Below are 25,741 nucleotides of genomic sequence, written 5' to 3' on the forward strand. Positions count from 1 at the left end.
TGAGACTGCAAGCAAACGTCTCGGCTCAGTTTCGCACGCAGCCTCGATCGTTCTGAAGCGGCCGTTTTCCGATTTCGTCCATGACAGCTTGAGTCGATGGGTATCGGAAGTTAGCGGCAAAGTATTGATACATCACTCAACCGGATAGCAAATGACCGTTGCGATCATCACTGGCATCACTGGCCAAGACGGCGCTTATTTGGCGCAACTCCTCCTCGAAAAGGGCTACGAAGTTTATGGCACCTATCGCCGTACCAGCTCCGTGAATTTCTGGCGGATCGAGGAAGTCGGGGTATCGGACCATCCGAACCTGCATCTCGTTGAACACGATCTGACTGATCTCGGCTCTAGCATCCGTTTACTTCAGACAACCAAAGCAACAGAAATTTACAATTTGGCGGCTCAGAGTTTTGTCGGTGTGTCGTTCGATCAACCTGCTACGACCGCTGCGATAACCGGCGTCGGCGCTTTGAATCTTCTTGAAGCGATTCGCATCGTCAATCCTGAGATTCGCTTCTATCAGGCAAGCACCTCTGAAATGTTCGGGAAGGTGCAGGCAGTTCCTCAAATCGAAAGCACGCCTTTCTATCCGCGTAGTCCATACGGTGTTGCGAAACTCTACGCGCACTGGATGACTGTCAATTACCGCGAGAGCTATAACATTTTTGGCTGTAGCGGCATTCTGTTCAATCACGAGTCGCCGTTGCGCGGTCGGGAATTCGTGACGCGCAAGATCACCGACAGTCTTGCGAAGGTTCGTCTGGGCAAACTTGATGTGCTCGAACTGGGCAATCTCGATGCGAAGAGAGATTGGGGCTTCGCAAAAGAATATGTGGAAGGCATGTGGCGTATGCTCCAGGCCGATAAGCCCGATACCTATGTGCTGGCAACCAACCGTACTGAAACCGTCCGAGACTTTGTCACGATGGCGGGTCGCGCCGCCGGCTTCGACATTGCTTGGCAGGGGCAAGACGACAAGGAAGCCGGTATTGACTCCAAGTCCGGTAAAACCATCGTCCGCATCAATCCCAAGTTCCACCGGCCGGCAGAAGTCGATCTGCTAATTGGCGATCCGGCCAAGGCGCGTAAGGAACTCGGCTGGGAGCCGAAGACCACTCTCGAACAGTTGTGCCAGATGATGGTCGAAGCGGACATCCGCCGTAACGAGGCTGGCACCTCGTTCTGATATATGGCAAAGGTTTTTATCACCGGCGCTGACGGCTTCACGGGCCGCTATCTCGCGAAAGAACTGATCCGCGACGGCTACGAAGTATGCGGATTGGCTCGCAAGGCCGATTCGAACGTTTCGTGGCGCTTGCGCGTCTGTGACCTGCTCGATCGCGAGGCGTTGACAGAAACCTTGGCCATCGAGAAGCCGGACGCGGTCGTTCACCTCGCTGCAATCGCTTTCGTGGGGCATGGCGATGTCAGCGAGGTTTATCAGACCAACGTCGTGGGTACTCGAAACCTGCTCGAAGCATTGACAAAGTCTGGTTGCAAGCCTCAGTCGGTGCTGCTCGCCAGTAGCGCCAATGTGTACGGCAACACCGACCGCGAGGTAATCGACGAGTCGGTTAAACCTGAACCTGCAAACGACTACGCAATCAGCAAACTCGCTATGGAGTTTGTTGCCCGTTTATGGGAAGGAAAGCTCCCAATTACCATCGCACGGCCGTTTAACTATACGGGCGTGGGTCAAAGCAGTAATTTTCTGCTGCCGAAAATCGTCTCCCACTTTCGTGACAAAGCTCCGGTTCTCGAACTGGGTAATCTTCACGTTATTCGCGACTTCTCTGATGTGCGAACAGTCGTATCTGCATATAGCCGACTGTTGACGGGGAAATTCTCGGGTCGCACATTCAACGTCTGTTCTGGAGTTGGGTATTCGTTGCTCGATATCATCGCTATCATGCGTGGCCTTACGGTGCACCATCCAGAAATACGCGTGAACTTCGATTATGTTCGCGCGAATGAGGTCCATAAGCTCATTGGCAGCAACGGCGAGCTTCGTACTGCAATCGGAGCACTTCAGCCCATTCCCCTTCGTGAGACGTTACGTTGGATGTTGGAGCATCCGACGGAAACGTAATGAGGATTGCGAGCGGCATCGTTGATTTCACATTTCAAGTCTGGTTTGGGTTTGAATATGGGCGAAATGTTAAGTCGGCTTTCCTTGCTATCCATTGAAGCTGTTGTGCGTCGGCGGCCACTGTTCGGGCAAGCAAACGCCAATTGTCTGAGCGCTGCGGCCGATCCCTTAATGCATCGCAAGGCATGCTATGCTCAAAATCCCGCGGCGTATGCCTTGCTCAACTGATTGGCGTCAAGCGCGATGCCTCACGAAAATCTGACAAGTGTATTTCTTTGCCCGTAAGATAAAAGCATAGGCTTGTGTCGGAACAGATCTAAATATGGCTCGATTCATCACCCGATTGGGGGGGCTGCGCCGAGAGCTGGCGCCCCCGGCCTCACGTCGCGAACGCTGGGCGCGAAAGCTTTATGTACCTCTTGTACATTTCGTGCGGGGCCGCGCGCAGGCGGCAGTTGATGTGCCATCGCCGGTGCCGCAACTCGTGTGGCTCGGCGGCACGGTAATGGACGTGCCCGTTGCGGATACTCGTCCTGCGCCGATTCGTCGTCTTGCCGTTCTCAAGCTTGACCATATCGGCGATTTCATCTTGGGCATGCGGGCCATGCGTATGTTGCGCGAGGGTTTCCCCGACGCGCATATCACGTTGGTCTGCGCCAGTTGGGCCGTGGACTGGGCACGACAATCGGGTCTGGTCGACAGCATTGTGCCGTTCGATTTCTTTCCGGCCCTCACGCGCGAATGGGATCGTTCGCCCGAACGCATAAGGCAACTGCAAGATGCGGTTGCCGCGTCTTTGCAGGACACCTACGACCTGGCCGTCGATCTGCGATACGGTGACGACACGACGCCGGTCCTCTATCGCATCCAGGCAAGATATCGTGCGGGATTTCCAGCTCCGATCGAGCCTGGCCTCCCGCACCTCGATCTGATTGTCCCTTATCCCCAGGCAATCGCGAACGGTGAGCTTAGAGCGCGCTCGCTACAGGCCGAGTTGCGTCTGCAGATGCTGGCAGCAACGGTCGTCGCAGCGTTCGGCGCGCCGCAACCACATCCCATTCGGGCGTGCCTCACGGATTCTTCGCCTCGACCGGCATCGGCAAGGCCCTTCGCATTGCTTTCTATTGGTGCAGGCACGGCAATTCGTAGCTGGCCTGTCGAGCACTACGCAGAAGTCGGTCGCGCGCTCATTGACCGCCATGATTTCGACATCGTCATCCTGGGTGGGTTAGCTGAGCGCCAAAACGCCGAGCGTTTAGCTGCGTTGTTGCCTGAAGCGCGCGTGCAATTGGCGATTGGACGTTCGCTCGCGGAACTTCCGCAACTCGTCTCGGGAGCGTCGCTTTGCGTCAGCAACGATACCGGGATGTCCCACCTCTCCGCCGCGCTCGACGTACCGACTGTCGTTGTTTTGTCTGGTCAGGATCGCATGGAGGTCTGGCGTCCCGCGGGCATCAACGCAGTGGCGATCGGCGGTTGGACACCCTGCCAGCCGTGCGGTTTGAAGGAGCCCGGCGATTGCCGGTGGGGCGTCCCTTGCCTGCACGCCGTTACAGTCGCTCATGTGCTGGAAGCTTGCGAGCGTTTGCTGGGCCGTATGCGCGATCGGGATGCTTCGACGAGCGCACCGGCAGGTGTACCCAATGACCCAACCAATATTCTGGCCTGATATTTCATGACGCTTGTTTCCTTCGCACAGAATCAAGAAGATATCTTGCTGTGGCGCGCGCTCCAGCAAGTGAGCAATGGTTTCTATATCGATGTTGGTGCTGCCGATCCCAGCGACCTGTCGATCACCAAGCTCTTCTATGATCATGGATGGCATGGCATCAATCTGGAGCCGCAGGGAGAGTATTTTGCGTCTTTAAGTGATGCGCGGCCTCACGACATTAATCTGCGCATTGCTGCGGGTCGCGAGGCAGCGTCACTCACTTTCCATCGTATCGACGGTAGCGGGTTGTCCACTTTTGACAACGAGATTGCCGCGAAGCATCGAGCCGACGGCTGGGCCGTTGTGGAAGAGGCGATAGAGGTACTGCCGTTAGCCGAAATTTGCCGGCGATATCGTCCGCATGGCCCGATACACTTCCTTAAAGTCGACGTGGAGGGTAGTGAGGGCGACGTATTGGCCGGGGCGGACTTCAGTCAGTTCCGCCCCTGGATTGTGTTGGTGGAGGCCACACTACCTTTGTCTCAAAAAGAGTCCTGGGCAGATTGGGAGCCAATCCTGACCAGCCAGGGTTATAGCTTCGTCTGGTTCGACGGACTCAACAGGTTCTATCTGGCACACGAAATGAAGAAGGAGTTGGCGAAACATTTTCTGACTCCACCAAACACCTTTGACGGATTCGAGCCTGCCGTGAGTCTGTTGCAGCGTGCGGAGCGCGCGGAACACGCTCTGAATCAGACGCGCGAACAGGCCACCGAGACGATTCGAAAGGCAGACGCGGCGAGCCGCCGGGCCGTTGCGGTTATGGAACGCATCGCCGAGGCCTCGACCGAAGCCGTTATTCAATCGGCACGTGCGGCTGAGGAGGCCGGCCGCCAGGCAGTTTCCACACAGCGGACAATGCAACAGGAAATGCAACAGTTGGCTCGCGCTTTGACCCAAACAATTCAGCGATCTGATGCCGCGTTAGCCGAACAGTCCCGACGCAGTGACGAAGTGCAGCGGATCGCGGTACAAGCTCAGGAAAGGTTGGCGCAAGTTCTCAACAGTTCGTCCTGGCGAGTGACGGCTCCGCTGCGTGCGTCCCGTCGGTTAGTGTCGGGCGGCCCGCGGGCGGTGTTACGTCGGCTTAAGGTCAAAGAACTCGCGCGCCGTTTTTTTCTTATGGCCGCACGGGCGTTTCTATGGCTACCGGGTGGTCGACGTAGTATGCGTCTCGTCCATTCCATTGCACCTCGGCCGTCGGAATGGGTGGCGGCTCGCTATCGCGCATACGAGCAAGGTGCGCAGGAGCGCCGGGCGGGGTCACCTGCTCATCCTGCTGCCTCGGCGGGCAACGTGCTGCTAGCAGGGCAATCCGTCGATTTGTCTCAACCGCGTCTCGACGACGCGCTTTCGCAGTTCGCTACCGTTCTGAGCGAAGAGGAACTTCGCTTGTGCCGTCATTTCATCGTAGGGCGTTCGGCCAACGATACGACGGATTGATTTGGCAAGTGGCAATGCCATACGAACCCAGCTCATCGAATTTTCTAGGTTGACAGCATGCGTCTTGTCATCGATTTACAGGCTGCCCAAGGGGACAGTAGCGTACGTGGCATTGGTCGTTATTCGCGCGAGCTTGCGCTGGCGATGGCTCGCGAGGCCCGTGGACATGAGGTAATCATCGCGCTGAGCGGCGCGTTCATGGATACTGCCGAAGAGCTATCCGCCAAATTCGCGACAATCCTGCCGCGCGAGAACATTCGGATATGGTATCCGCCGCGCGATACTGCAGCGGTGTTTCATGAGTCCGCGCGACGTCCGTTTGCCGAAACCCTGCGAGCACAATTTCTTGCTTCGCTGCAACCGGATCTGGTGCACGTAGCCAGCCTTTTCGACGGAGCAAGCGACGATGTTATTAGTACTTCGGCGAGGCAACTCATGCCACTGCCGTTGGTGGCGACCTGTTACGATCTGATTCCGCTGCTACACCATACCGATGTCTTCGGCGCATCAGAAACGCCTTCGCCACACACGCGCTGGTACTACCGCACGGTTCAGGAAATGTCGCTCTGCGAAGGCTTGTTGGCCATTTCGGAGTCGAGTCGCAAAGAGGCGATAGATTACCTGTCGTATCCCGAAGATCGGATTTTCAATATCCGAGCGGGCATTGGGCCTGAATTTCATCCGGCGACGTTGTCGACCGAGGGGCGGGCCGCGTTGCTGCAGCAATACGGTCTGCAGGACGGGTTCGTCATGTTTCTCTCTGCGGATAGCCCCAACAAGAACGAAGCGGGACTTCTCGCCGCCTATGCGCGCTTGCCTGCCGCGCTGCAGGCCCGCCATCAACTCCTCGTAGCGGGCAGACGAGATCGGGAAAAGCTCTATCAGGCAGCCCGTCGGGTTGGCGTACCGACTGATCGACTAGTGTACGTGCCTTTCGTGGCCGAGGAGGATTTGCGCGCGCTCTATTCGATTTGCGGCCTGTTTGTGTGTCCGTCACGCCATGAGGGATTCGGGTTGCCGCTCGCTGAGGCAATGGCTTGTGGCGCGCCTGCAATTGCCAGCAACGTGACGAGTTTGCCGGAAGTGATCGGGCGTGAAGATGCTACCTTCGACCCGGACGATCCAGAGGCCATTGCGTCCTGTATGCGCAAAGTTCTCGAGAACCCAACTTTTCGCGATGAGTTGGCGGCATATGGTCCCGCTCAGGCGAGTCGGTTTACTTGGCAAGCCTCGGCGTCGCGTGCATGGGACGCCCTCGAAACAATTCACCGGCAGCGGACTGCGCTGGGTAAAACCCGCATTGATGGTCTACTACCGAAGCGTTCGAGTCTGGCATATGTATCACCTCTCCCACCACAAGCCAGCGGTATCGCGGACTACAGCGCCGATTTATTGACCGCACTCGCTCGCCATTACGACATCACGCTCGTTAGCGAAGACGAGACCACAGACGTGCGTCTGTGGGCATTCTCACGATTGAACCCAAGGGAATTTCTACTTAAGGCCGGCCAGTTTGACCGCGTGTTGTACCAGATTGGAAACTCGAGCTTTCACCGGTTTCAAATGGAAGATCTGTTGCCTCGGGTTTCAGGGGTAGTTGTGCTGCACGACGCGTTCCTTTCGGACTATCTGAACTGGTTGCCGCGTGCGAACGATCAACACGATGGCTTTCGGGCTGCGCTGCTCCAATCGCACGGCTATTCTGCGTTGCGTTTTGACGCCGAGCGTGGGCGAGCTGCGGCGCTGCAACATTACCCTTGCTCGCTGTCCGTGCTCGAAAATGCTGTGGGCGTTATTCAACACTCACATCACGGAGTTGCGGTGCTGTCGGAACATTTCGGCACTGAGGCCATGAGCAACGTCTCCGTAATTCCGCTATTGCGTGCCGATCGCCCGCGACCTGACAGGAAGACGGCGAGAGCAATTCTTGGCCTGACGGATGATGAGTTCGTGGTGTGCAGCTTTGGGTATGTTACGCGACTTAAGTGTCCGGAATTGCTTGCCGATGCCTGGCGACAAGCAGGCCTCGCCGGCCGCCTGGTTTTTGCTGGGGATGCTTCGGAAGAAGTTCAGCGAGAGATGACGAGCGACGTACGTGCAGGTGTTGTCTTCACTGGCCGATTGTCGCGGGATGATTATGACTCGTGGCTCGCGGCGGCTGACGTAGCGGTCCAGTGGCGAACTGGCTCGCGCGGAGAAAGCTCAGCGGCAGTTGCCGATGTGTTGATTGCAGGCCTGCCACTGATCGTAAATTGCCATGGTTCGGCAGCGGAATTACCGAAGGATGTTGTCGTTGGTCTGCCCGACGACGCCGACTCGTCCGACCTTGCGGCGACGCTGGCCGCGCTGATACTCGATCCTGTCCGGCGGACGGTGCTCGGCGCCGCCGGCCGCGCCTATGCGAAGCGGGAGCTTGCGCCGCGGGCGATTGCGCAAGCTTATTTTGATAAGATCGAAAGGGCTTATGCGGCACCAAGTGCGGCTGTCATTGCAAGAAGTATGCAATCCGAAATGGAGGCCGTGGCGAGTTTGCCGGATGGGTTGGGTATCTCAGCGCGCGCTATCGCCAGAAGCTTTCCGTCGCCGTGGCGGGGTGGCGGACACCCACGGTTGCTGATCGATATTTCAGAAATGGCACGCGTTGACCTCGGCACAGGCATCCAGCGCGTCGTGCGTGAAATCATCCGGCGAACTCTCGAAACGCCACCGCAGGGCCGGCAGGGGGAGGCGGTGCGCGCACTTGGCGGACGGTTCCGGCATACCTATGCTGCGCCGCTCGCTATCCTTGGACATGAGCCGCTAAACCTACCGGAGAGGCCACTCGACGTCCGGCCGGGAGATGTGCTGCTATGTGCCGATGTTAATCCAAGCATAACGCCGGCGGAGTTCGATGAACTTCGACGGTTGCGACTAGATGGCCTGCGAGTAGTGTTACTTGTCTATGATCTGTTGCCGTTGCGCTACCCCGAACTGTTTCCAGCCGATGTCGCAAAACTGGTCGCCGAATGGTATGGCCGGATGCTCAGCATAGCCGACGCCGCCGTTTGTATTTCGCAGGTTGTGGCCGACGATGTGAGTACGTGGCTAAGCGAGGAACCTGGTCGCCGGGACAGACCGCTGCCAATCGGCGCTGTTCATCTTGGCGCGGATTTCCCAGGGCGAAGCCTGGATGATGGCATTTCATCAGAGACGCTCGTTGCTATCGAGAGTGCGCAAAAGCGGCCCACCGTCATCATGGTCGGTACGGTCGAACCGCGCAAAGGTCACTCGCAAGCTCTTGCAGCGTTCGAGCGTCTATGGGCAGATGGCGAGGATATCGGCCTGATCATTGTCGGCAATCAGGGTTGGAATATGGAGGCGTTTGCCCGCCAGCTTCAGCGCTCGCCCGAATTGGGCAAGCGTCTGCATTGGCTGCGTGGGTGCGGCGACGCCGGGTTGCGTGCGCTTTATGGTGCAAGCTCGGGTCTCGTGATGGCGTCCCGGCACGAGGGGTTTGGCCTGCCGATCGCCGAGGCGCTACATGCAGGTGTTCCGGTGCTTGCGCGCGATCTACCCGTGTTTCGGGAAATGGTTGGCGACCGGATACGTTATTTCTCGGGCGACGATCCACAGGATCTCGCGGTCGCGATTCGCAACTGGGTGACAGACGGTTTTGTCCCGCGCGCCGACTTTCCGGCATCGCTTACGTGGGACAGCAGCTACCGCCAGTTGTGCGATGTGATCTTCGGCAATCGATGGTACAAGACGTGGCTCCCAGAAGGGCAGCAGCCTGCAGCATCGGCTGATACGTAACTCTCCCCACGACGCGCCACACTCGAGAGAGGCGGCGCCTCAATTTCGTCTCCTTTGCTAACCGTTCATCGCGCCGCGAGTACGGTTTGCTCAATCAGCCAGGAGGGTACCTTGGCACGCGTTGTCCGACGGCTCGATACGTTGCGCCGTTTTTTCGCCGAGCAGCGAAAGCGTCAAGGATTGAGGCATGCGATCAGCGCCTCCTGGAGCCAGTTCGTTGGCCCCTATGTTCAGTCGCGAATGCAGTGGCTCAAGCGCAAGATAATACGCATTGCGCCATTGAGGAAACTGCGTCCGAGCAAGTCGCGCCTTGCCACCGCGGTAGCAGCGCAGGGGCTACGCCCGGGGGCGCTGTTCATCGGCTACGCTGAAGGCGCACTAGGCCTGGGCCAGGCATTCAGGGCAAACCTGGACGGGGCCGAGGCGGCTGGCTTCCCGTTTGCCGTCTATCCGTTTCAGAAAGGCGTCGAGACCCGGTTGATCGCGCCGTACATGCAGCATCGCTATGACAAGGACCATCCCTACAAGGTCAACGTGATTCAGGTGGCTCCGGACTTTGTGCCCGAGGTGTTCAAGACGCTCCGCCGGGAATTGACGGCACAGTCATACAACATCCTCTGCACGTATTGGGAACTCGCCAAGGCGCCGAAGGAATGGCGGGAACACCTGGCCAACATCGACGAGATCTGGGCGCCCAACCAGTTCATCGCCGATGCATTCGCACATATTTTCGCCGGCCCGATCGTCATCATGCCTCCGGCCATGGAGGACACGGGCGGAGAGCACCCCGGGCGAGCGTACTTCGGACTGGAGGAGGGACGCTTTTACTTCATGTTTAGCTTCGATTACTACTCCTCGCCTTTCCGGAAAAACCCGCTCGGTGTGCTTGAGGCTTTCCAGCGCGCTTTCCCACGCGGCGACGAAAACGTTGGCCTGGTGATCAAGTCGACGGGGGCGCCCGATCACTATCCCGACATGAAGGCCGTGATCGCAGAGGCGATGGCCCGTGATCCCCGCATTGTGAGCTTCGATCGAAACATGCCCCGCGAGGAAGTGCTCGGCTTGATACGCGCTTCAGACTCCTACGTATCGTTACACCGTGCCGAAGGTTTTGGCCTTGGAATGGCCGAGGCGATGACCTTTGGGCGCATTGTTATCGGAACCGGTTACTCCGGCAGCGCCGACTTCCTGACAGATGAAACGGGCTATCCGGTTCCCTACAACCTGCGTCCGCTGGAGGCGCACGAATATCCCTGGTCTCGTGGCCAGTACTGGGCTGAACCCGATCAGGATGCCGCTGTAGAAATCATGCGAAAAGCAGTATCAAATCCGGTGGAAGGCAAACAACGCGGAGAGAGAGCCCGCGAGTATGTGTTGCACAGGTACAACCCCGCTGCCGTGGGGGAGGCGATGCGTAAGCGGTTTGATGTCCTGTTTGCAACAGGTGAGGCCGGTGAGATGCCTGGAGAGCACGGTACCCATTGAGTCGTAGCCGGGAAGACCAAGCCGTAGGGTGCGCCACATCCGGCCTTGGGGGCGGCAAGAAATCCTTCACGACCTTACACGTGTAAGTCCATTTATTTTGCAGTCTGCAGCCTGAATTGAGGCAAAATAACTGGGGCTTGATGGTGGCTTCGTGCGCAGTAACAAAAGGAAAATCGGGTTGCCGAACTGCACAACATTGCGCACACTCCGGGGTTGTTGCGGCCACACAACGAAGTGTCGTCCATAAGACACGCAGTTCTCACTTACATGAATGCTACAAGCGCGCCGCGTCCAGAAACTGAAGGGCTGTCCGTCTCCGTTGTCGTCTATCGGCCGGAACTGGCCCAATTAACGAGTACGCTCGCGAGCCTTGGCGCCGCCTGTGACGCACTGCGGGCCGTACGTCCCGGTCTGCCGGTTACGCTGTATATCGTCGATAACGGTGGCTTGCCGGACGTCCAGCGCGAGCTCGACGCACTGAAAACACATCGCATCGAGACGTCCATTCTCAGCGGTCATGGCAATGTCGGCTACGGTCGCGGCCACAATCTGGCTATCGAGCGTACGGCTAGCCGTTATCACCTCGTGCTCAACCCGGACATCGATCTGGACCGTGACGCACTGCTGCGCGCAGTCGACTTCTTCGAAGCCAACCCCGAGGTCGGTCTTTTGACGCCATGGATCGGCGACGAACAGGGTCATCAGCAGTTTTTGTGTCGCCGCTATCCGACCTTGCTCGACCTCTTCGTACGGGGCTTTCTGCCGGGCAGCGTCCGCCGTCTGTTCACGCGCCGTCTTGCCCGTTATGAAATGCGCGATGTGATCAACGAACGTGACATCGTCTGGGACCCACCCATCGTGAGTGGCTGTTTCATGTTGTTCCGCACTGGCGTGCTCAAGCAACTGGCGGGTTTCGACGCGCGCTATTTCCTGTACTTCGAGGACTACGACCTGAGCCTGCGGGCGCATGACGTAGCTCGCGTCGTCTACGCACCGGCCGTGCGTGTACTGCACCATGGCGGCGGCGCCGCGCGCAAAGGTTCGGCCCATATCAAGATGTTTATGGCGTCGGCGTACAAGTTTTTTAGCCGCTTCGGCTGGAAGTGGCTATGAGTCGGATTCTCGTAACCGGCGCAAATGGTTTTGTCGGGCGGGCGCTGTGCCGTGCGCTCGTTGACGGCGGACACGCAGTCACAGGCCTCGTGCGGCAGGCAGGCGGTTGTCCTGATGGCGTGCACGAGTGGATGAGCGCCGGGAAGGATTTCGAGGACGTGAAGACCGATTGGCCGCAAGGCCTTCGACCCGAGAGCGTAGTGCATCTGGCAGCGCGCGTGCACGTCCTCAATGAGCATGCTGTAGACCCCGATGCGGCCTTCCACGCTACCAACGTCGACGGTACGTTGCGGATCGCCGAGGCGGCCTTGCACAACGGTGCCCGGCGCCTTGTTTTCGTCAGCAGCATCAAGGCCTTGGCCGAGGGCGATTTGGGGCGACCGCTGCGCGAAGACGATCTGCCCGCTCCGCAAGACGCCTATGGCCGTTCGAAGTACGCCGCCGAACAGGCTCTGCTGCGTTTCGGCGAGGAAACCGGGCTCGACATCGTGATTGTGCGGCCGCCGCTGGTCTATGGCCCGGACGTGCGTGCCAACTTCCTGCGCCTGATGGATGCCGTCTGGAAGCGTATGCCGCTGCCCCTTGGCTCAGTTCGCGCAAGGCGCAGCCTGGTGTATGTCGACAACCTCGCGGACGCGCTGGCGCGTTGTGCGACCGATCCGCGTGCTGCGCGTCAATGCTTCCACGTCGCGGATGGTGACGACCCGACGGTCGCTGGACTGGCGCGCTCGTTGGGCAGGCATTTGGAGAGGCCTGCGCGGCTCGTGCCGGTGCCGACGAGTTGGCTGCGATTGGCAGGACGGCTGACGCACCGCTTGCCGCAGGTCGAGCGCCTCGTTGGCAGTCTGCAGGTCGATTCAGGCCGGATCCGCTCCGTTCTGGGTTGGCAACCTCCGTATTCCACCGAAGACGGTCTGGCTGCGACGGCCCGTTGGTATCGATCGACGCGTTGAGGTCGTCCATGCTCATGCAAGTTTTTGGAAATTCACTTTGGACAGGTGTCGGCGTGGTCGCAGCGGCAGCCGCGGTCGTTTGTGCGGCGATTCTCCTCGCGTTGTTGAAGACCGGTCTGGCATGGCGTCTCGCCACTGACATCCCGAACGACCGTTCGCTGCACGTTCGCCCCACGCCGCGAGTGGGTGGCTGGGGGATGGTGCCGGTATCGGTGATAGCAACGTTGCTCATGGCGCCGAGCCTGTGGAGCGCAGCCGTGGCGGCGGCTTTCTTGGCTGCGGTTTCGCAGATCGACGACCGCCGTGGACTACCCGCCCGGGTCAGATTTGCTGCGCATCTGATCGCGGTGGTGGGATTCGTCGTGCTCAATCCTGCGCCGGTGCCGTGGTGGGTACTCGCCGTCCTGTCGTTTTTGATGCTCTGGCTGGTCAATCTTTACAATTTTATGGATGGCGCGGACGGTTTGGCCGGTGGCATGGCGCTATTCGGCTTCGGCGGTTACGCCGTGGCCGCGCTCATCGGCGGCCATTCGATGCCCGAACTGGCAATGGCGTGCGCCGCGGTCGCTGGCGCGGCGCTGGGCTTTCTGTTGTTCAATTTCCACCCGGCGCGAATTTTTCTCGGCGATGCAGGCTCGATCTCGCTGGGCTTTCTGGCCGGCGCGTTAGGGTATTGGGGCTGGCTGGGCGGTGCCTGGCCTATCTGGCTCCCTTTCATGGTGTTTGCACCGTTCATCACCGACGCCTCAATTACGCTCGCCCGCCGCCTTTTGCGTGGCGAAAAGTTTTGGCAAGCGCACCGGGAGCACTACTATCAACGCATGGTGCGCTCGGGCGTGGGTCACGCTGGAACCGCCAGCTTGTGGTATGCGGTGATGGCCACAGGCATAATGATTGCTTTAAGCATACTTGGCCGTTCTGCGGCTGTTCAATGGTGGGTGGTCGCGGCATGGATCGTCGCTCTGTGCCTGATGGGCGCGGCGGTCGATTTGCGCTGGCGTCGTTTTCAATCAACACTGTCTGAACAATCAACTGAGGTATAACGCTGATGCTAAGAAACAAGGCCTCGCTGCTATCTCTCAGCGCATTTCTATTCGACCTGTGTGCGGTCTGCGCGGCGTGGCTCGTCGCGTACGTCATCCGTTTCAACGGTTCCGTCCCGGTGGATTTCCGGGCGGGCGCATTGCATTCACTCGTCTGGGTGCTACCGGTCTACGGCGTGATGTTCCGGATTTTTGGCCTATACCGGGGCATGTGGGTGTTCGCTAGCCTGCCGGACCTCATCCGGATTGCGAAGTCGGTCGCAACCGGCGCAGTAGTCGCGATGGTCGTGTCGGTGATGGTTCAGCCGATTCCGATCGTTCCGCGCTCCGTGCTGGTGGTTTCGCCGCTGTTTCTTTTCCTTGCAATGGGCGGCTCGCGCGCGCTCTATCGGGCGACCAAAGAGTTTTATCTTTACGGTGGCCTGGTTGCGCAGGGTAAGCCGGTCGTGGTTCTGGGCGCAGGTTCCGCAGGCGCGAGCCTCGCTCGTGAACTCTCACGCTCGAGCGAGTGGCGGCTCGTGGGGCTGCTCGACGACGATGTGTCCAAGCATGGCCGCGAAATTTACGGCTACAAGGTGTTAGGCCCGATTAGCGAACTGCCGCAGCTCGCCGAATCGCTCAAGACCGAATACGCGATCATCGCCATCCCTTCAGCTTCAGTCGAAGCGCAGCGTCGCGTCGCAACGCTCTGCGTGCGTGCAGGCGTGCGCGCAATGGTGTTGCCTGCGTTGACCACGCTGACGCAAGGGCAGGCGTTCCTGTCGCGCGTACGCCAGATCGACCTTGAAGACTTGCTGGGTCGCGATCCGGTGAAGATCGATACGCCGCACGTGGAGGCGCTGCTCCGCAATCGCGTGGTCATGGTGACCGGAGCGGGCGGTTCGATCGGCTCGGAACTGTGCCGTCAGATTCTGCGCTTCGAGCCGGCTCAACTCATCGCCTACGATTTGTCCGAGTTTGCGATGTACAAGCTCACGGAAGAGTTGCACGACCGCTTCCCTGGCTTGTCCGTGGTGCCGGTGATCGGCGATGCGAAAGATTCGCTGCTGCTCGATCACGTGCTGTCGCGGTATACGCCGCATATCGTCTTTCACGCCGCGGCCTACAAGCATGTGCCGCTGATGGAAGAGCAGAACGCATGGCAGGCAGTGCGCAACAACGTGCTCGGTACCTACCGTGTGGCGCGCGCGGCGATCCGTCATGACGTCAGGCACTTCGTGTTGATCTCGACCGATAAGGCGGTCAACCCGACCAACGTCATGGGTGCGAGCAAACGGCTGGCGGAGATGGCGTGTCAGGCCTTGCAGCAAACAAGTTCGCGGACGCAGTTCGAGACGGTGCGTTTTGGCAATGTGCTCGGCAGCGCCGGCAGCGTGATTCCGAAGTTCCAGCAGCAAATCGCGAAGGGTGGTCCAGTCACCGTGACTCACCCAGAGATCACGCGTTTCTTCATGACTATTCCCGAGGCTTCGCAACTTGTGTTGCAGGCGTCGAGCATGGGACGCGGCGGCGAGATTTTTATTCTCGACATGGGCGAGCCGGTGAAGATCGTGGATCTTGCCCGCGACCTGATTCGGTTATACGGCTTCAGTGAGGAGCACATCCGCATCGTCTTTACGGGTCTGCGGCCGGGCGAGAAGCTGTACGAAGAATTGCTGGCGGACGACGAAACGACCACGCGTACCCCGCATACCAAGTTGCGGATCGCGCAGGCGCGCGGCGTGCCCGACAACCTGCTGGACGAACTGCTGCCGTGGCTGATGCAGCACCGCGTGCCGGCAGACGACGAAGTGCGCCGCGATCTGCGGCGCTGGGTGCCTGAGTATCAGCCGAACTTGGCTCCGCCGCTGCAAGGTGTGCCGACGGTGTCGGAGATTCGCGCCGCGCTGTGAGGGATTGAATTACCTCGACCGCAGGTACTTCGTGGAGAGACTAAAAGGCGCCCAGTGCGCCTTTTTTGTTATTTCCGACCCTTCCGGACCACCAGCCACCGTGGCGACTTGAACCGCACAATGCTCACGTACAACCACACATAAGTTGCTGCGAAGACCATCACAAAGCAGAACAGGTGCAGCGTGTGCCGCCAGAACAACGTTGCCGGAACCACAGCCACCAGACATAGCAGCCAGAGGTAGGGCGAGGTCAGCGAATTGCGCCGCGTCAATTCGCGTGCAGTCCGTACCCCAACGGCCCAGCGCATCAACCGCTTGTACACCAGCATGTGCAGATGTACGCCGTCCGGAATTCCCGGTGACATCCCGCGAATAAACTTCTTCCGGTAGATCGAGAAGCAGGTCTCGAAGATCGGGTACATGAACAGCAGAACCGGGTACCACGCTGAGACGTCGCGGTTGCGCATCACCAACATGATCGAGAGTTCGGCGAGCATGAAGCCGATGAAATACGCCCCCCCGTCCCCGAGAAAGATCAGGCCGGCCGGGAAATTCCAGATGAAAAAGCCCATCACCGCGCCCATCATGATGAGCGACGCGGACAGCACGACCGGGTCCGATACCTCGAACGCCACATACGCGAGCGATGCGAACATCATGAACGCGACCATCGACGCCAGTCCGTTGAAGCCGTCGATGATATTCACCGCGTTCGCAAGTGCCGCTACCGCGAGCACCGTCACCCCACACGAAATGACTGCGTAGGAGAGCAGAAAATCGAGCGGCGGTACGCTGATTCGCGTAACGGCAATATTCAGCAGGAAGTAGGCGAGGGCCGCTGCGGCCATCGTGCAAATGAGCCGCACGAGCGGCGAAACCTTCTTGGTCAGGTCTTCGACGAGCCCCGACCCGAATGCCGGCAGACCGCACGCCACGAGGCCCAGAATGCCTCCGGAGACAGCGGGGTAGGAGTAGTGCAACTGCAAGGCCGACACCACCAGTCCGATCAGAATGCCCGTTCCGCCGATCCGCGGCACTGGACTCGCATGAAATTTCTGCACGCCGGAGAGGTCGGTATCGGTGGAGAATTTTTCATGCAAATGCGCGTAGCGCACGATCAACAGGGTGACCAGCAGTGAGACGAGAAACCCGAGCGCGAAACTAAGCATGAAAGTGAGCCTGAGCGAAGACGCCGAATTATACAAACGAAATGTGCGGGCCTCGAAAAGCGTGCCGGGACGGACTACAGTTCAGTCAGTGACCGCGGCCAGTGGTCTCATCAGGTCCAGTCGACGGCACCCGTAGGGCTACCGCATCGCCACTGAAAAGAATTGGCCGTTCAGTCATACTTTCGGCTTGTTCGTCTGACAGAGTGCGCCCTATGTTTGGGAAGTTTCACGTTGCTTTCATTCTGCTTTTTGTAGCTTGCGTTGCCATGGCCGATGGTTATTCGCATCCCGTGGTAATGACCGGTGTCACCCAAATGGCCGATACGGCCGAGTTGCATTTCGACCCCGCCCCTGCGCATAGCGGCACGCTGGTTGTTCTTGGTGATCACTCGAAAACACCGCGACAGAGCTATCCCTTTGTCTACAACGTACCGGCACCGCAACACACAGAGGTTGATCCGCCGGTCAACCTCGATTTCACCAATAAGCAAAAACTGACCCTCTTGTGTGATCCACGCTCTGATAACTGCATGGCGACCGGCTATCTGACCATGGGGGAGACGACATTCTCCATACTGTGGAAAGTCACCCAGCGGTAACGACAGCCTCCATCAGTCCCACATACTGACTTCGGCGCTCCCGGCAAACCCCCGCCTGTCATGGATTCCCCCTATCTAGCACGGGGTCCGCTCGTCCGTTAACCCAGAGGCGGCGAAGTGTGAGGGAGCCCAGGTCATGCGCCGCAGGACCAGGACGATACGGAGAAACAATGCTAAATAACATCACCATTCGGGGCGGATTGACGCTGGTCATCGGCGTGTTTGTCGCGTTCTTGCTGACTGTGATTGGAGTCGGTTACGGCGCGCTCAAGCTCGCGAGCAATGGCCTGCAGGATGTGCAGCGCAATTCGGCAGCGCTCACGCATCTGAACGAGAGCTCTGCGAAACTGCTCCAGGCGCGCCTCGCGCTGGGCACTTACGAGACCTTGTTTAGCGTCGGTAAGAGCACGGACGATCTGTTGCCGGCTGCGCACAAGGTGCTCGTCGAATCGAACAACGACTTCCATGCCTATGCAGACGGTCCCTTCGGCAGCGCAGACGAGGAGCGGCTCGCCCACACCGTGGCGACGGCACGCGCCGCCCTGGTCGATCAGGCAATCGAACCGGAATTCAAGGCGCTCGCGGACAACGACTTCAATACCTTCCGTAACATCCAGGGCGAAACGGCCAACGGTTTCTACGCCACCTATTCGAAAGCGATTGATTCGCTCGAACAGCTGGAAGCCGATAACCAGCGACTTCAGGCAGAAACGGCTGCCTCACGTTTCCGCGTTTCGACGCTGTTGTTCGCAGCGATCGGTGTGGTTTCGATCGTGATTGGCGTGATGGCGCGCGTCGGTCTTTCGGCCGCCGTGATCAAGCCCGTTAACCAGACCATTCGGCATTTCCAGCGGATTGCTGCCGGCGATCTGACGATTGCGGTGAAGGTGAAGTCGCACAATGAGATGGGCCAGTTGCTCGCTGCCCTCACGCAGATGCGCGATGGCCTGGTCGACACCGTATCGAAGGTGCGCGGCAGCACGGGCGCGATTACTCAGGGAGCCAAAGAAATCGCTTCAGGTAACGCTGATCTGTCGAGCCGGACCGAGCAGCAGGCGGCCGCGCTCGAAGAGACGGCTGCCAGCATGGAGGAGCTGTCGGCGACGGTGAAGCAAAACGCCGACAACGCGCAGCAGGCTAATCGGCTTGCTCATGGCGCTCTGGAGACAGTGACGCGCGGCGGTACCGTAGTGGGCCGCGTGACGGAGACGATGGACGGCATCACCACCTCATCGCGCAAGGTGGCTGAGATTATCGGCATGATCGAAGGTATCGCTTTCCAGACCAACATTCTCGCGCTGAATGCGGCGGTTGAGGCTGCGCGAGCGGGCGAACAGGGGCGGGGGTTTGCGGTGGTGGCGTCCGAGGTGCGCAGCCTCGCACAGCGCTCAGGCACGGCAGCGAAGGAGATCAAGGAGCTGATCGGCGAGTCGGCTGCGAAGGTCGAACAGGGCGCGTCGCTGGTAGCCGAAGCGGGCAAGACGATGCGTGAAGCGATGCAGTCGGTGGAGCGCGTGACGGGCATCATGGGTGAGATCGAAGCGGCAGCGCTCGAACAGAGCGAGGGTATCGCGCAGGTCAACAAGGCGATTACCCAGATCGACGAGGTCACGCAACACAACGCGGCACTGGTGGAAGAGGCCGCTGCGGCGGCGAAGTCGCTGGAAGAACAGGCGGCTGTGCTGAGAGAGGCGGTGGCGGTGTTCAGACTTGAAGACGACACGTCGGCAGCGCCAAGCGCGCACTTTGCCACGATGTCGTCTGGCGTGAGCGAGAGTTATTCGGGACAACTGCACGGCAGTGCTGCTCTCCAGACTGCCTAAGTGCAAATTTGCCACGCTTTGGATCGACGTTTCGCAATCGATGTTTCGACTGAGGACCGAACTCATGGTATTTTGAATTGACACATGACCGACCGTCTGTGCGGATAGAATCACGCTGCCTTGGTCCTCTCTTCAGCACTTATGTCCAATTCCTTCTTCCGTTTGCAACTCACGGTCCCCTCCGCCGCTATCTGGCGGGGAACCGTGAAGCAAAGCGCAGCGGCTGCGGGGATCACCCTGCTTGCAGCATGCACGACCGTCTCGACCGTGGGCTCACGGCAGGACGGCCACCTGAGCCTGACGAGTCGCGCGCGCAACTCCTTCACCTCGTGGTCCCATGTCAAAAGCGCTGGATTGAAGCATGCGGCAGCCTACTGCAATGCGCGAAACGCCCAGCTTCACGTAGTCACTGTCCATACCGATAGCGTATGGGGTGTGACGGATGAGATGGTCGAAGTCGTGTTCGACTGTTTCTGAGCGTCAAAACCTCAGCTGTTATAAAGCCGCAGATTCCGTTTGCTCGCAAGCGCTGCTACCTGCCAGGGTCGTCGCGGGTGGGAGAATTGAGTACAATGGCCGCTGCTTTGCCGGGCTGTTCTACGGCAAATCGGTAAAACATGCGAATCGGCGGCTGCGGTTCGGCAGATGCGAAAGGCAGCATAGGTTCCGGTCACAGCGCTCCAGGTGTTAAGCAGTTCGAACACTTGAGTGCCCTCTGCTTTATTCCCCGTGCTTCCGCCTGTCGTCGCATCGTCAGCATTACCGAAAATTGCTTTGAAGTTGCGGTGATGCCGTCCAGCCTCATACTGAGCTGGCACGGGAAATGAGTTTGGAGATTCGGATGTCAGCGTAGGATTGTCGCCATTGCGATAAGCCGCGTGGGCGGCGAACATGCGGATAGACATGGAAATCGAGATGAGCGGCTATTTACATTTACCAAAGAAAGTAATTAATCATAGGTTTGTCAAATTTGGCCTGGTAGGTGTCTCGGGTATTCCTGTCAATATTTGCATGCTGTTCGTTGGGAAAGAATGGTTGTTCAGGGGAGTGACCAGCAATTTCCATGGCGTGGACCTGCGATTGAATCTGGCTTTGACAGTCGCGATTCTGGTTTCCATACTGAACAATTTCATCTGGAACCGTCACTGGACATGGCGTGACCGGAAGCATGAAACTGTCGAGGCAAACATTTTCATTGAGTTTCTCCGATATGCCATGGCTTCATGGCTCGGCATTGGCGTACAGTTTTTCCTGACAAATTTTCTGATCAAGATTGGCGTTTATTATCTGATAGCAAACCTGTGCGCAATACTTGTTTCGAGTGGCTTCAATTTTGTTTTGAACGACAAATGGACTTTCCGAAAAAAAGTCAAAAGCTGATATAGGCTAACGGGATATTGCGTTTGCGTTGGTGAGGGGAGTCGGGGAGATGAAATATGGGAAAAATTTATGAAAATTGCAATTTTGGTCCCCACGTACAATGAATCGGGGAACATCGGAATATTGCTCGAAGCACTTAGAAAAGTAAGCGACAGATTCCGCGACGTAAGCTTTAACGTTGTCGTGCTCGATGATTCTTCGCCCGACGGCACGGCGGTGCTCGGAAGGGAGGTCGGTCAGCGACTGAAATCAGACAACTATTCCGTAACCGTCATGGTTCGGGAGAAGAAAGAAGGTTTGGGCAGGGCATACATTTACGGATTCAAGGCAATGATGAATCTGGAAGATGCGCCGGACTATGTTTTGCAGATGGATGCTGATCTTTCCCACAATCCCGAATATATAGATCAATTTATACTTGCGGCAAGGGATGGCGCTGATTTTGTGACCGCTACCCGTTATATTGACGGTGGCGCGACACCGGACTGGAGCTGGTACAGAAAAGTATTGAGCCGGGGCGGTAATTTTTATGCGAAAACCATCCTGGGTCGGGAACTCACCGACTATACCGGTGGGTTCAATATGTACAGCACAAAGCTGCTGACACAGATTGATTTCGATTCGCTCTACAGCGCCGGGTATGGCTTTCTGATTGACCTGAAGCATCGGGCTGCGGTGAAAAGCCGGAAAATTGCTCAAGTACCAATCGTGTTTCATGACCGGCAACATGGTAATTCAAAGATGCCGGCTAGAACGATCATTGACAGTCTGTTTCTGGTTGTGAAAATAAGGCTCGGAAAAAATGGCCGTTGATATACGCGAAAGCAGCAGGACTTCATCTTCTGCTGTGCGATACGCTCGTATTTTCGGATTATTTGTAATCGTATTGCTGATTGCTAGCATTGCTCTGGCACATCTGTATTTGACACCATGGGCGAGTTTGCTTCTTTATAATGGCGATTCGCTAACGCTGGCTCTCATTGCAAAATCTGTCCGCGCTGGGGAAAGTTTTCATTGGATCTTATCCTCCCAGTTGTTCTTGTTTCCGGAAGGGTTGTTCTACGCAGTGAGCAGTATTCTGGTGCCTGTTACCAAGTATACGTTTTTGTTCAATGCTTTTCTTAATCTGGTTACCTTGTTTGCGCTATATTTTCTTATAGCGAAGTCGATTCTAAAAGACACAGGTAGAAGCGAGGCTTTCGCCGTATCCGGATTGTGTCTCGCGGTTTTTTATATGCTCTGCGAGGTGCAGCCTGAGGTGAATCGACGAACCATTGCCTCGGTTTTTCTGATCACAACCTACTACTACGGTGTGATTCTTGCATCGTTGCTTTTGCTTTACTTGCATATTGAACTCATAAAGCGGAGCAACGCCAACGCCAGCGGCCGGGTGAATGGATTGCTCGGAGGCTCCATCGTGGTGGTCACCGGGCTGACTTATTTTTCGGACCCGTTGCTGTTACTTCAGTTTTCCCTGCCTTTCCTTGCAACGGTTTTCCTGGTGTGGGCTATCCGGCGACTCTCATTTCGTCAGCTGGTGGTGGCCACTGTGCTTCAATTGTTTGGCCTGATTGCTGGCCAGATATTTCGTCACCTATGCCGCGATCTGGTAGGAAACGCCGTCGCGGGCTATATCGATTTTGGGAAAATTACTGCCAGCATCATGGATTGCTGGAGTGTTGTAGTGGAAATCGCGAGGAATGGCCTGAGCCTGCTCGAATATAGCGTCATGGCCGGAGTGTTCTTGATTTCTGTAGCGGTGGTGATAGTCCTGTGTGCGAAGGGACGGCGAACCTTTTTCCATGACGACAGCACTTTGAGCACAATTGCTCTTATCGTGGCGTTTTTTGCTGTGATTTGCCCGCTATCCACAATATTTGGAACAATCGCTAGTGGGAATTCGTACACGCGTTATTTTGTTCCATTGGTGTTTATCCCAGCATTGGGCTTAATCCCCTTGTTTTACATGTGGAAAGGTTTTTCCCGCGAAAAGACGCTCGCGTTCTTTTTCGTTTTTGTCTTGATTGCGTTTGTCTCGTATGTGCCTTCGCGACTGTCTAGTGCCGAGGCAGCTAGCTATTCAGATTCAGAGTCTGTTGATTGCTATAATCATTATATGAGTCAGCAGCCGTTCAACGCCGTCGGTGGATTCTGGACTGTCAGGGCACTTGATTTATATTCCACTTCTGGTAGTCGAGTGTTGCAGCTCGCAGGCCTTGGCCGTATGAGATGGATGAACAATAGCTCCCCATATTTCAATTTATCTTTCAACGGAGTGATAGTAGATAAATCGAACGGTCAACGGGCGCCGAACTTCATCTACGCGGAAGATGTGGCGCCGCTTGGGGCGTACACAAAGAAATTAAGCTGCCAGCAGTTCGATATCTATTACTACGCTGAAAATTCACCGGGATTCCGTCTGCTGAATTCCGCGCTGAAGAAATAACCGCGGCAAGATATTAACTTCTTTGTACGGGGGCGACCCAGCCATGCAGGGTCGCCCCCCATCATGCACAACAACGCCCTCAACCCCGCTCCGCCGCTTCCTGCAATTCCGAAAACGCCTTCACGACGCGAGACACCGGCAAAAAATATTTCCAGAGTTTATCCTTCGCGATTTTCCCAGGCAAAATCGGGAACGGCAGCACAGCTCTGCTCTCAGTCCAATCGGGTCGCCAGCGCTTGGCAATCTTGTTTCGAACCATCAGCGAAACCGCCGGCGTCCCTATATTGGATGCCAGGTGCGCGAGACCGGAGTCGTTACCTACAAATCGACCCGACTCATAGATGTACGCGGCAACATCGCTCAACGACTGGAAATCCGGCATCCCGAAGCCACGAGCTTCCACATGACGCCACGCCTCCCGCTCATTCGGGGCCAGGATGAACTCTGGCTGGAACCCTCTACTGCGCAACTGGCTGGCTAACGCAACGAAGCGGCGCGGCACCCACATCTTCCCCTTCAAGGTTGCGCTTGGGTGAATCGCCACGCGCCCGGGATTAGCCCTCATCCGCAAGTGGCGGGGTGCCTGACATCCATTGCCACGAATGACGTCTTTCAGGCCAAGCTCGTTCTCGCAAATCTCAACATGAATGTCGACCATGCTCTTCACCTGACGGAAGATGGGCCACTCGTCCATCACCAGCACTCGACGGTGCCAGTCACGTGTATTCCCAACTACGTTACGCGGGTAGGTGTGCAGCACTACGTCGAAGTCACTGTAGGCGGCATACGCCTCATCATCCTTCGGAGTGCGATGAATCTCGAAGTCCGGAAACCAGTCGCGCAAGGAGTACATGTAGTCGCCGAAAACGACGACGCGATGACCGTTTCGCGCCAGGTTGTTGACAACGATCATTGCCAACAGAGAGTCGCCTAGGGACTGAGACATCTGGAAGGCTACGCTCTGACCCATTTCGATACGATTTGTCATGAATACGCGGTATTTGAGCTCTAGGGCGTTTAGTTAAATACTTCCACAGGTCGTGCGCCGGTCCTTTCACACGCTCTGCTCCGAACGGATTTACCGCCCATGCATGGGGTGCGGCGGCGCACGTTGTAGGCGACATCTTACTCATATGTCGTGTCGACTGTTCGATGCACCACCAAGCCGAATAAAGTGCCCCATCTCGTTTCGGACAAATTCGAGGTCCTGGCCGCACATTCCGCTTGCACATGTGCGCCGGACAACGTACTTAATCCGGGCCGCGCGCACAATACGATCTCCTCTTCAAGGAAAGCGAGGTGAGATCATGGAAAACACAATCTATTGGCATGATCGCCAGGTCGGAATCGAATGCGCGGGACGAATCTCATGGTTTCCCTCTGCACCGACGGAGGCGATCGAGGAGTATGAGCTGCATGCGCATGCAGAAGTGAAGGCGGTGACCGTCGACAGCGACAAAACGGCTAGCATCCTCAGGGTCGCGAACTAAGACCCTTTCAGGTAAAACGCTCGCCCCTCGCGCTAGTTGTCAGAAACGTAGATCTCGACAGCCTGCGGACGGGTGAACTGAAAAGTGTTCACCCGCGCGGCGCGCACGTCGAGAATGAGCTGTGCTAGCAACTCAACTTCCTGCCGCTCAAATTCAACATCGCCGCCCGGCGTGGTCTCAATCTTCTGCAACCAGCGCCGACGCCGATCCATTAAATATGCGACGGCGCTTGCGCGTTGCATAAAGAAGCGATCCATTCACATGTACATCAATATTGATCGGACGAAACTATAGCGTGGCGATCGCCGCAGCGCATTCGTCCGACCACAGCCTCAGATGGAATGCGGTTCGCGAATCAAACCATGCCCGAACGCATCCAGCTCGCTTTCCTGCGCAGCCAGCGAGAGCGGTACCTGTTCCCGAAAAAACTCCACAAGGGTTTTGATCTTGGCGTCGAGGTAGCGTCGTGACGCGTACAACGCGTAGACGTTGTTGGCGCGCAGACGATGCTCAGGCAGCACGCGCACGAGGCTGCCGTCGCGTAGCGCGGGAAGCGCGACCGAGATGGGCAACGGCCCGATACCCATCCCCTCGCGAATCGCCTCTGCCAGCGCTTCGGAGACATTGACCGTGAACGGCACCGGCCGCGCGAGACGAAACACAGGATCGTCCACGTCTTCGAAATGCCATTGTCCGAGCGGAACATCGGGCAGAACCAGTTGCAGGCACGTGTGCTTGTTGAGGTCCGCGAGGCGCAGGGGAGTGCCGTGCCTCGCCAGGTATCGCGGCGAAGCGCAGAGGATCGTATAAAGACTGCCGATGCGTTGCGACACCAGCGCCGAATCTGCCAGGCTGCGCGCCACCACCACCGAAACGTCGAAACCTTCGTCGACCATATCGGGCACACGTTGCGCGAGTACCAGTTCGATCAGAACGTCAGGGAAACGCCGGTTATACCGCGCAATCAGCGGCGCCAGATGGTGCTGTCCAAATGTGGTTGTTGCGTGAACCCGCAGCTTCCCTGACGGCTGGCCACCCGCGCCTGCCGCCTCCGCTTCCGCCAGATCGACCTGCGCCAGAATCTGCTCGCAGTGTTGCAGATAGCGTTCGCCGGCTTCGGTCAGCGACATATGCCGTGTTGTTCTATGAAGCAGACGCGTGTGCAGCCGAGACTCGAGGTCGGTGATCGCACGCGACATCTGAGGCGTGCTCACAGAGGAGAGCGACGCCGCTTTGGTAAAGCTGCCCGCCTCGACGACTCGAACGAACATCCGCATGCTTTCCAACGTATCCATCGGAATCCTGACTACAGA

General features: G+C 57.6%; 21 protein-coding genes. 17 read left to right on the forward strand and 4 right to left on the reverse strand.

Features of this window, described 5'->3' with window-relative positions:
* Window positions 1-151 precede the first annotated feature (151 nt).
* The 10 genes from gmd (at window position 152) to P3T17_RS19775 (ending at window position 15,521) form a co-directional block, all read left to right on the forward strand.
* Window positions 152-1,186 carry a GDP-mannose 4,6-dehydratase gene (gene gmd / locus P3T17_RS19730; protein ID WP_429408631.1) on the forward strand — a complete coding sequence of 345 codons (1,035 nt, stop codon included), beginning with the start codon at window positions 152-154 and terminating at the stop codon, window positions 1,184-1,186.
* 3 nt (window positions 1,187-1,189) lie between these two features.
* Window positions 1,190-2,089 (forward strand): NAD-dependent epimerase/dehydratase family protein, encoded by a 900-nt coding sequence (locus P3T17_RS19735; protein WP_429408632.1) that lies wholly within the window; start codon window positions 1,190-1,192, stop codon window positions 2,087-2,089.
* 460 nt (window positions 2,090-2,549) lie between these two features.
* Window positions 2,550-3,758, forward strand: coding sequence for a glycosyltransferase family 9 protein (locus P3T17_RS19740; RefSeq protein ID WP_429408633.1), 1,209 nt, complete (start codon window positions 2,550-2,552; stop codon window positions 3,756-3,758).
* A 6-nt stretch (window positions 3,759-3,764) separates the two neighbouring features.
* Window positions 3,765-5,243 (forward strand): FkbM family methyltransferase, encoded by a 1,479-nt coding sequence (locus P3T17_RS19745; protein ID WP_429408634.1) that lies wholly within the window; start codon window positions 3,765-3,767, stop codon window positions 5,241-5,243.
* 57 nt (window positions 5,244-5,300) lie between these two features.
* Complete coding sequence (locus P3T17_RS19750; protein ID WP_429408635.1) at window positions 5,301-9,035, forward strand: glycosyltransferase; 3,735 nt, start codon at window positions 5,301-5,303, stop codon at window positions 9,033-9,035.
* A 111-nt stretch (window positions 9,036-9,146) separates the two neighbouring features.
* Window positions 9,147-10,520, forward strand: coding sequence for a glycosyltransferase family 4 protein (locus P3T17_RS19755; RefSeq protein WP_429408636.1), 1,374 nt, complete (start codon window positions 9,147-9,149; stop codon window positions 10,518-10,520).
* 267 nt (window positions 10,521-10,787) lie between these two features.
* A complete protein-coding gene (locus P3T17_RS19760; protein WP_429408637.1) occupies window positions 10,788-11,633 on the forward strand; it encodes a glycosyltransferase family 2 protein in 846 nt (281 codons plus the stop codon).
* A complete protein-coding gene (locus P3T17_RS19765) occupies window positions 11,630-12,586 on the forward strand; it encodes a UDP-glucose 4-epimerase family protein (protein WP_429408638.1) in 957 nt (318 codons plus the stop codon). Before P3T17_RS19760 ends, P3T17_RS19765 begins: the two co-directional genes overlap by 4 nt.
* Window positions 12,587-12,594: 8 nt before the next feature.
* Window positions 12,595-13,629: an MraY family glycosyltransferase gene (locus P3T17_RS19770; RefSeq protein ID WP_429408851.1), complete on the forward strand. Its 1,035-nt coding sequence runs from the start codon at window positions 12,595-12,597 to the stop codon at window positions 13,627-13,629.
* Between the two features lie 5 nt (window positions 13,630-13,634).
* Window positions 13,635-15,521, forward strand: a complete 1,887-nt coding sequence (locus P3T17_RS19775) for a polysaccharide biosynthesis protein (protein ID WP_429408639.1) — start codon at window positions 13,635-13,637, stop codon at window positions 15,519-15,521.
* Window positions 15,522-15,589: 68 nt separating this feature from the next.
* Here P3T17_RS19775 and P3T17_RS19780 read toward each other — a convergent pair whose 3' ends face one another.
* Complete coding sequence (locus P3T17_RS19780; RefSeq protein WP_429408640.1) at window positions 15,590-16,690, reverse strand: MraY family glycosyltransferase; 1,101 nt, start codon at window positions 16,688-16,690, stop codon at window positions 15,590-15,592.
* Between the two features lie 212 nt (window positions 16,691-16,902).
* On the opposite strand from P3T17_RS19780, the gene P3T17_RS19785 reads away from it, so the two are divergent.
* The 6 genes from P3T17_RS19785 to P3T17_RS19810 all read left to right on the forward strand — a co-directional run bounded on the left by P3T17_RS19785 (window position 16,903) and on the right by P3T17_RS19810 (window position 22,938).
* Window positions 16,903-17,289: a hypothetical protein gene (locus P3T17_RS19785; RefSeq protein WP_074265658.1), complete on the forward strand. Its 387-nt coding sequence runs from the start codon at window positions 16,903-16,905 to the stop codon at window positions 17,287-17,289.
* Between the two features lie 170 nt (window positions 17,290-17,459).
* The gene (locus P3T17_RS19790) at window positions 17,460-19,112 is read left to right on the forward strand and encodes a methyl-accepting chemotaxis protein (protein WP_429408641.1); all 1,653 of its coding nucleotides are present in this window, start codon (window positions 17,460-17,462) and stop codon (window positions 19,110-19,112) included.
* A 204-nt stretch (window positions 19,113-19,316) separates the two neighbouring features.
* Window positions 19,317-19,589: a hypothetical protein gene (locus P3T17_RS19795; RefSeq protein ID WP_429286432.1), complete on the forward strand. Its 273-nt coding sequence runs from the start codon at window positions 19,317-19,319 to the stop codon at window positions 19,587-19,589.
* 426 nt (window positions 19,590-20,015) lie between these two features.
* On the forward strand, window positions 20,016-20,492 hold the full coding sequence (locus tag P3T17_RS19800) for a GtrA family protein (RefSeq protein WP_429408642.1): 477 nt from the start codon (window positions 20,016-20,018) through the stop codon (window positions 20,490-20,492).
* A 69-nt stretch (window positions 20,493-20,561) separates the two neighbouring features.
* Window positions 20,562-21,305, forward strand: coding sequence for a polyprenol monophosphomannose synthase (locus tag P3T17_RS19805; protein ID WP_429408643.1), 744 nt, complete (start codon window positions 20,562-20,564; stop codon window positions 21,303-21,305).
* Window positions 21,295-22,938 (forward strand): hypothetical protein, encoded by a 1,644-nt coding sequence (locus P3T17_RS19810; RefSeq protein ID WP_429408644.1) that lies wholly within the window; start codon window positions 21,295-21,297, stop codon window positions 22,936-22,938. Before P3T17_RS19805 ends, P3T17_RS19810 begins: the two co-directional genes overlap by 11 nt.
* A 79-nt stretch (window positions 22,939-23,017) precedes the next feature.
* On the opposite strand, the gene P3T17_RS19815 is transcribed toward P3T17_RS19810, so the two are convergent.
* On the reverse strand, window positions 23,018-23,926 hold the full coding sequence (locus tag P3T17_RS19815) for a glycosyltransferase family 9 protein (protein ID WP_074265651.1): 909 nt from the start codon (window positions 23,924-23,926) through the stop codon (window positions 23,018-23,020).
* 319 nt (window positions 23,927-24,245) lie between these two features.
* Between P3T17_RS19815 and P3T17_RS19820 the strand changes: the two genes are divergently transcribed.
* Window positions 24,246-24,428, forward strand: coding sequence for a hypothetical protein (locus tag P3T17_RS19820; RefSeq protein ID WP_074265650.1), 183 nt, complete (start codon window positions 24,246-24,248; stop codon window positions 24,426-24,428).
* 32 nt (window positions 24,429-24,460) lie between these two features.
* On the opposite strand, the gene P3T17_RS19825 is transcribed toward P3T17_RS19820, so the two are convergent.
* Together P3T17_RS19825 and P3T17_RS19830 are read right to left on the reverse strand one after the other, a co-directional pair.
* The gene (locus P3T17_RS19825; RefSeq protein WP_143787552.1) at window positions 24,461-24,685 is read right to left on the reverse strand and encodes a hypothetical protein; all 225 of its coding nucleotides are present in this window, start codon (window positions 24,683-24,685) and stop codon (window positions 24,461-24,463) included.
* Window positions 24,686-24,760: 75 nt separating this feature from the next.
* Window positions 24,761-25,723: a LysR family transcriptional regulator gene (locus P3T17_RS19830; RefSeq protein ID WP_074265648.1), complete on the reverse strand. Its 963-nt coding sequence runs from the start codon at window positions 25,721-25,723 to the stop codon at window positions 24,761-24,763.
* Window positions 25,724-25,741 lie beyond the last annotated feature (18 nt).

It is taken from the genome of Paraburkholderia sp. GAS82 (assembly GCF_050436285.1).
Classification (GTDB): Bacteria; Pseudomonadota; Gammaproteobacteria; order Burkholderiales; family Burkholderiaceae; genus Paraburkholderia; species Paraburkholderia phenazinium_B.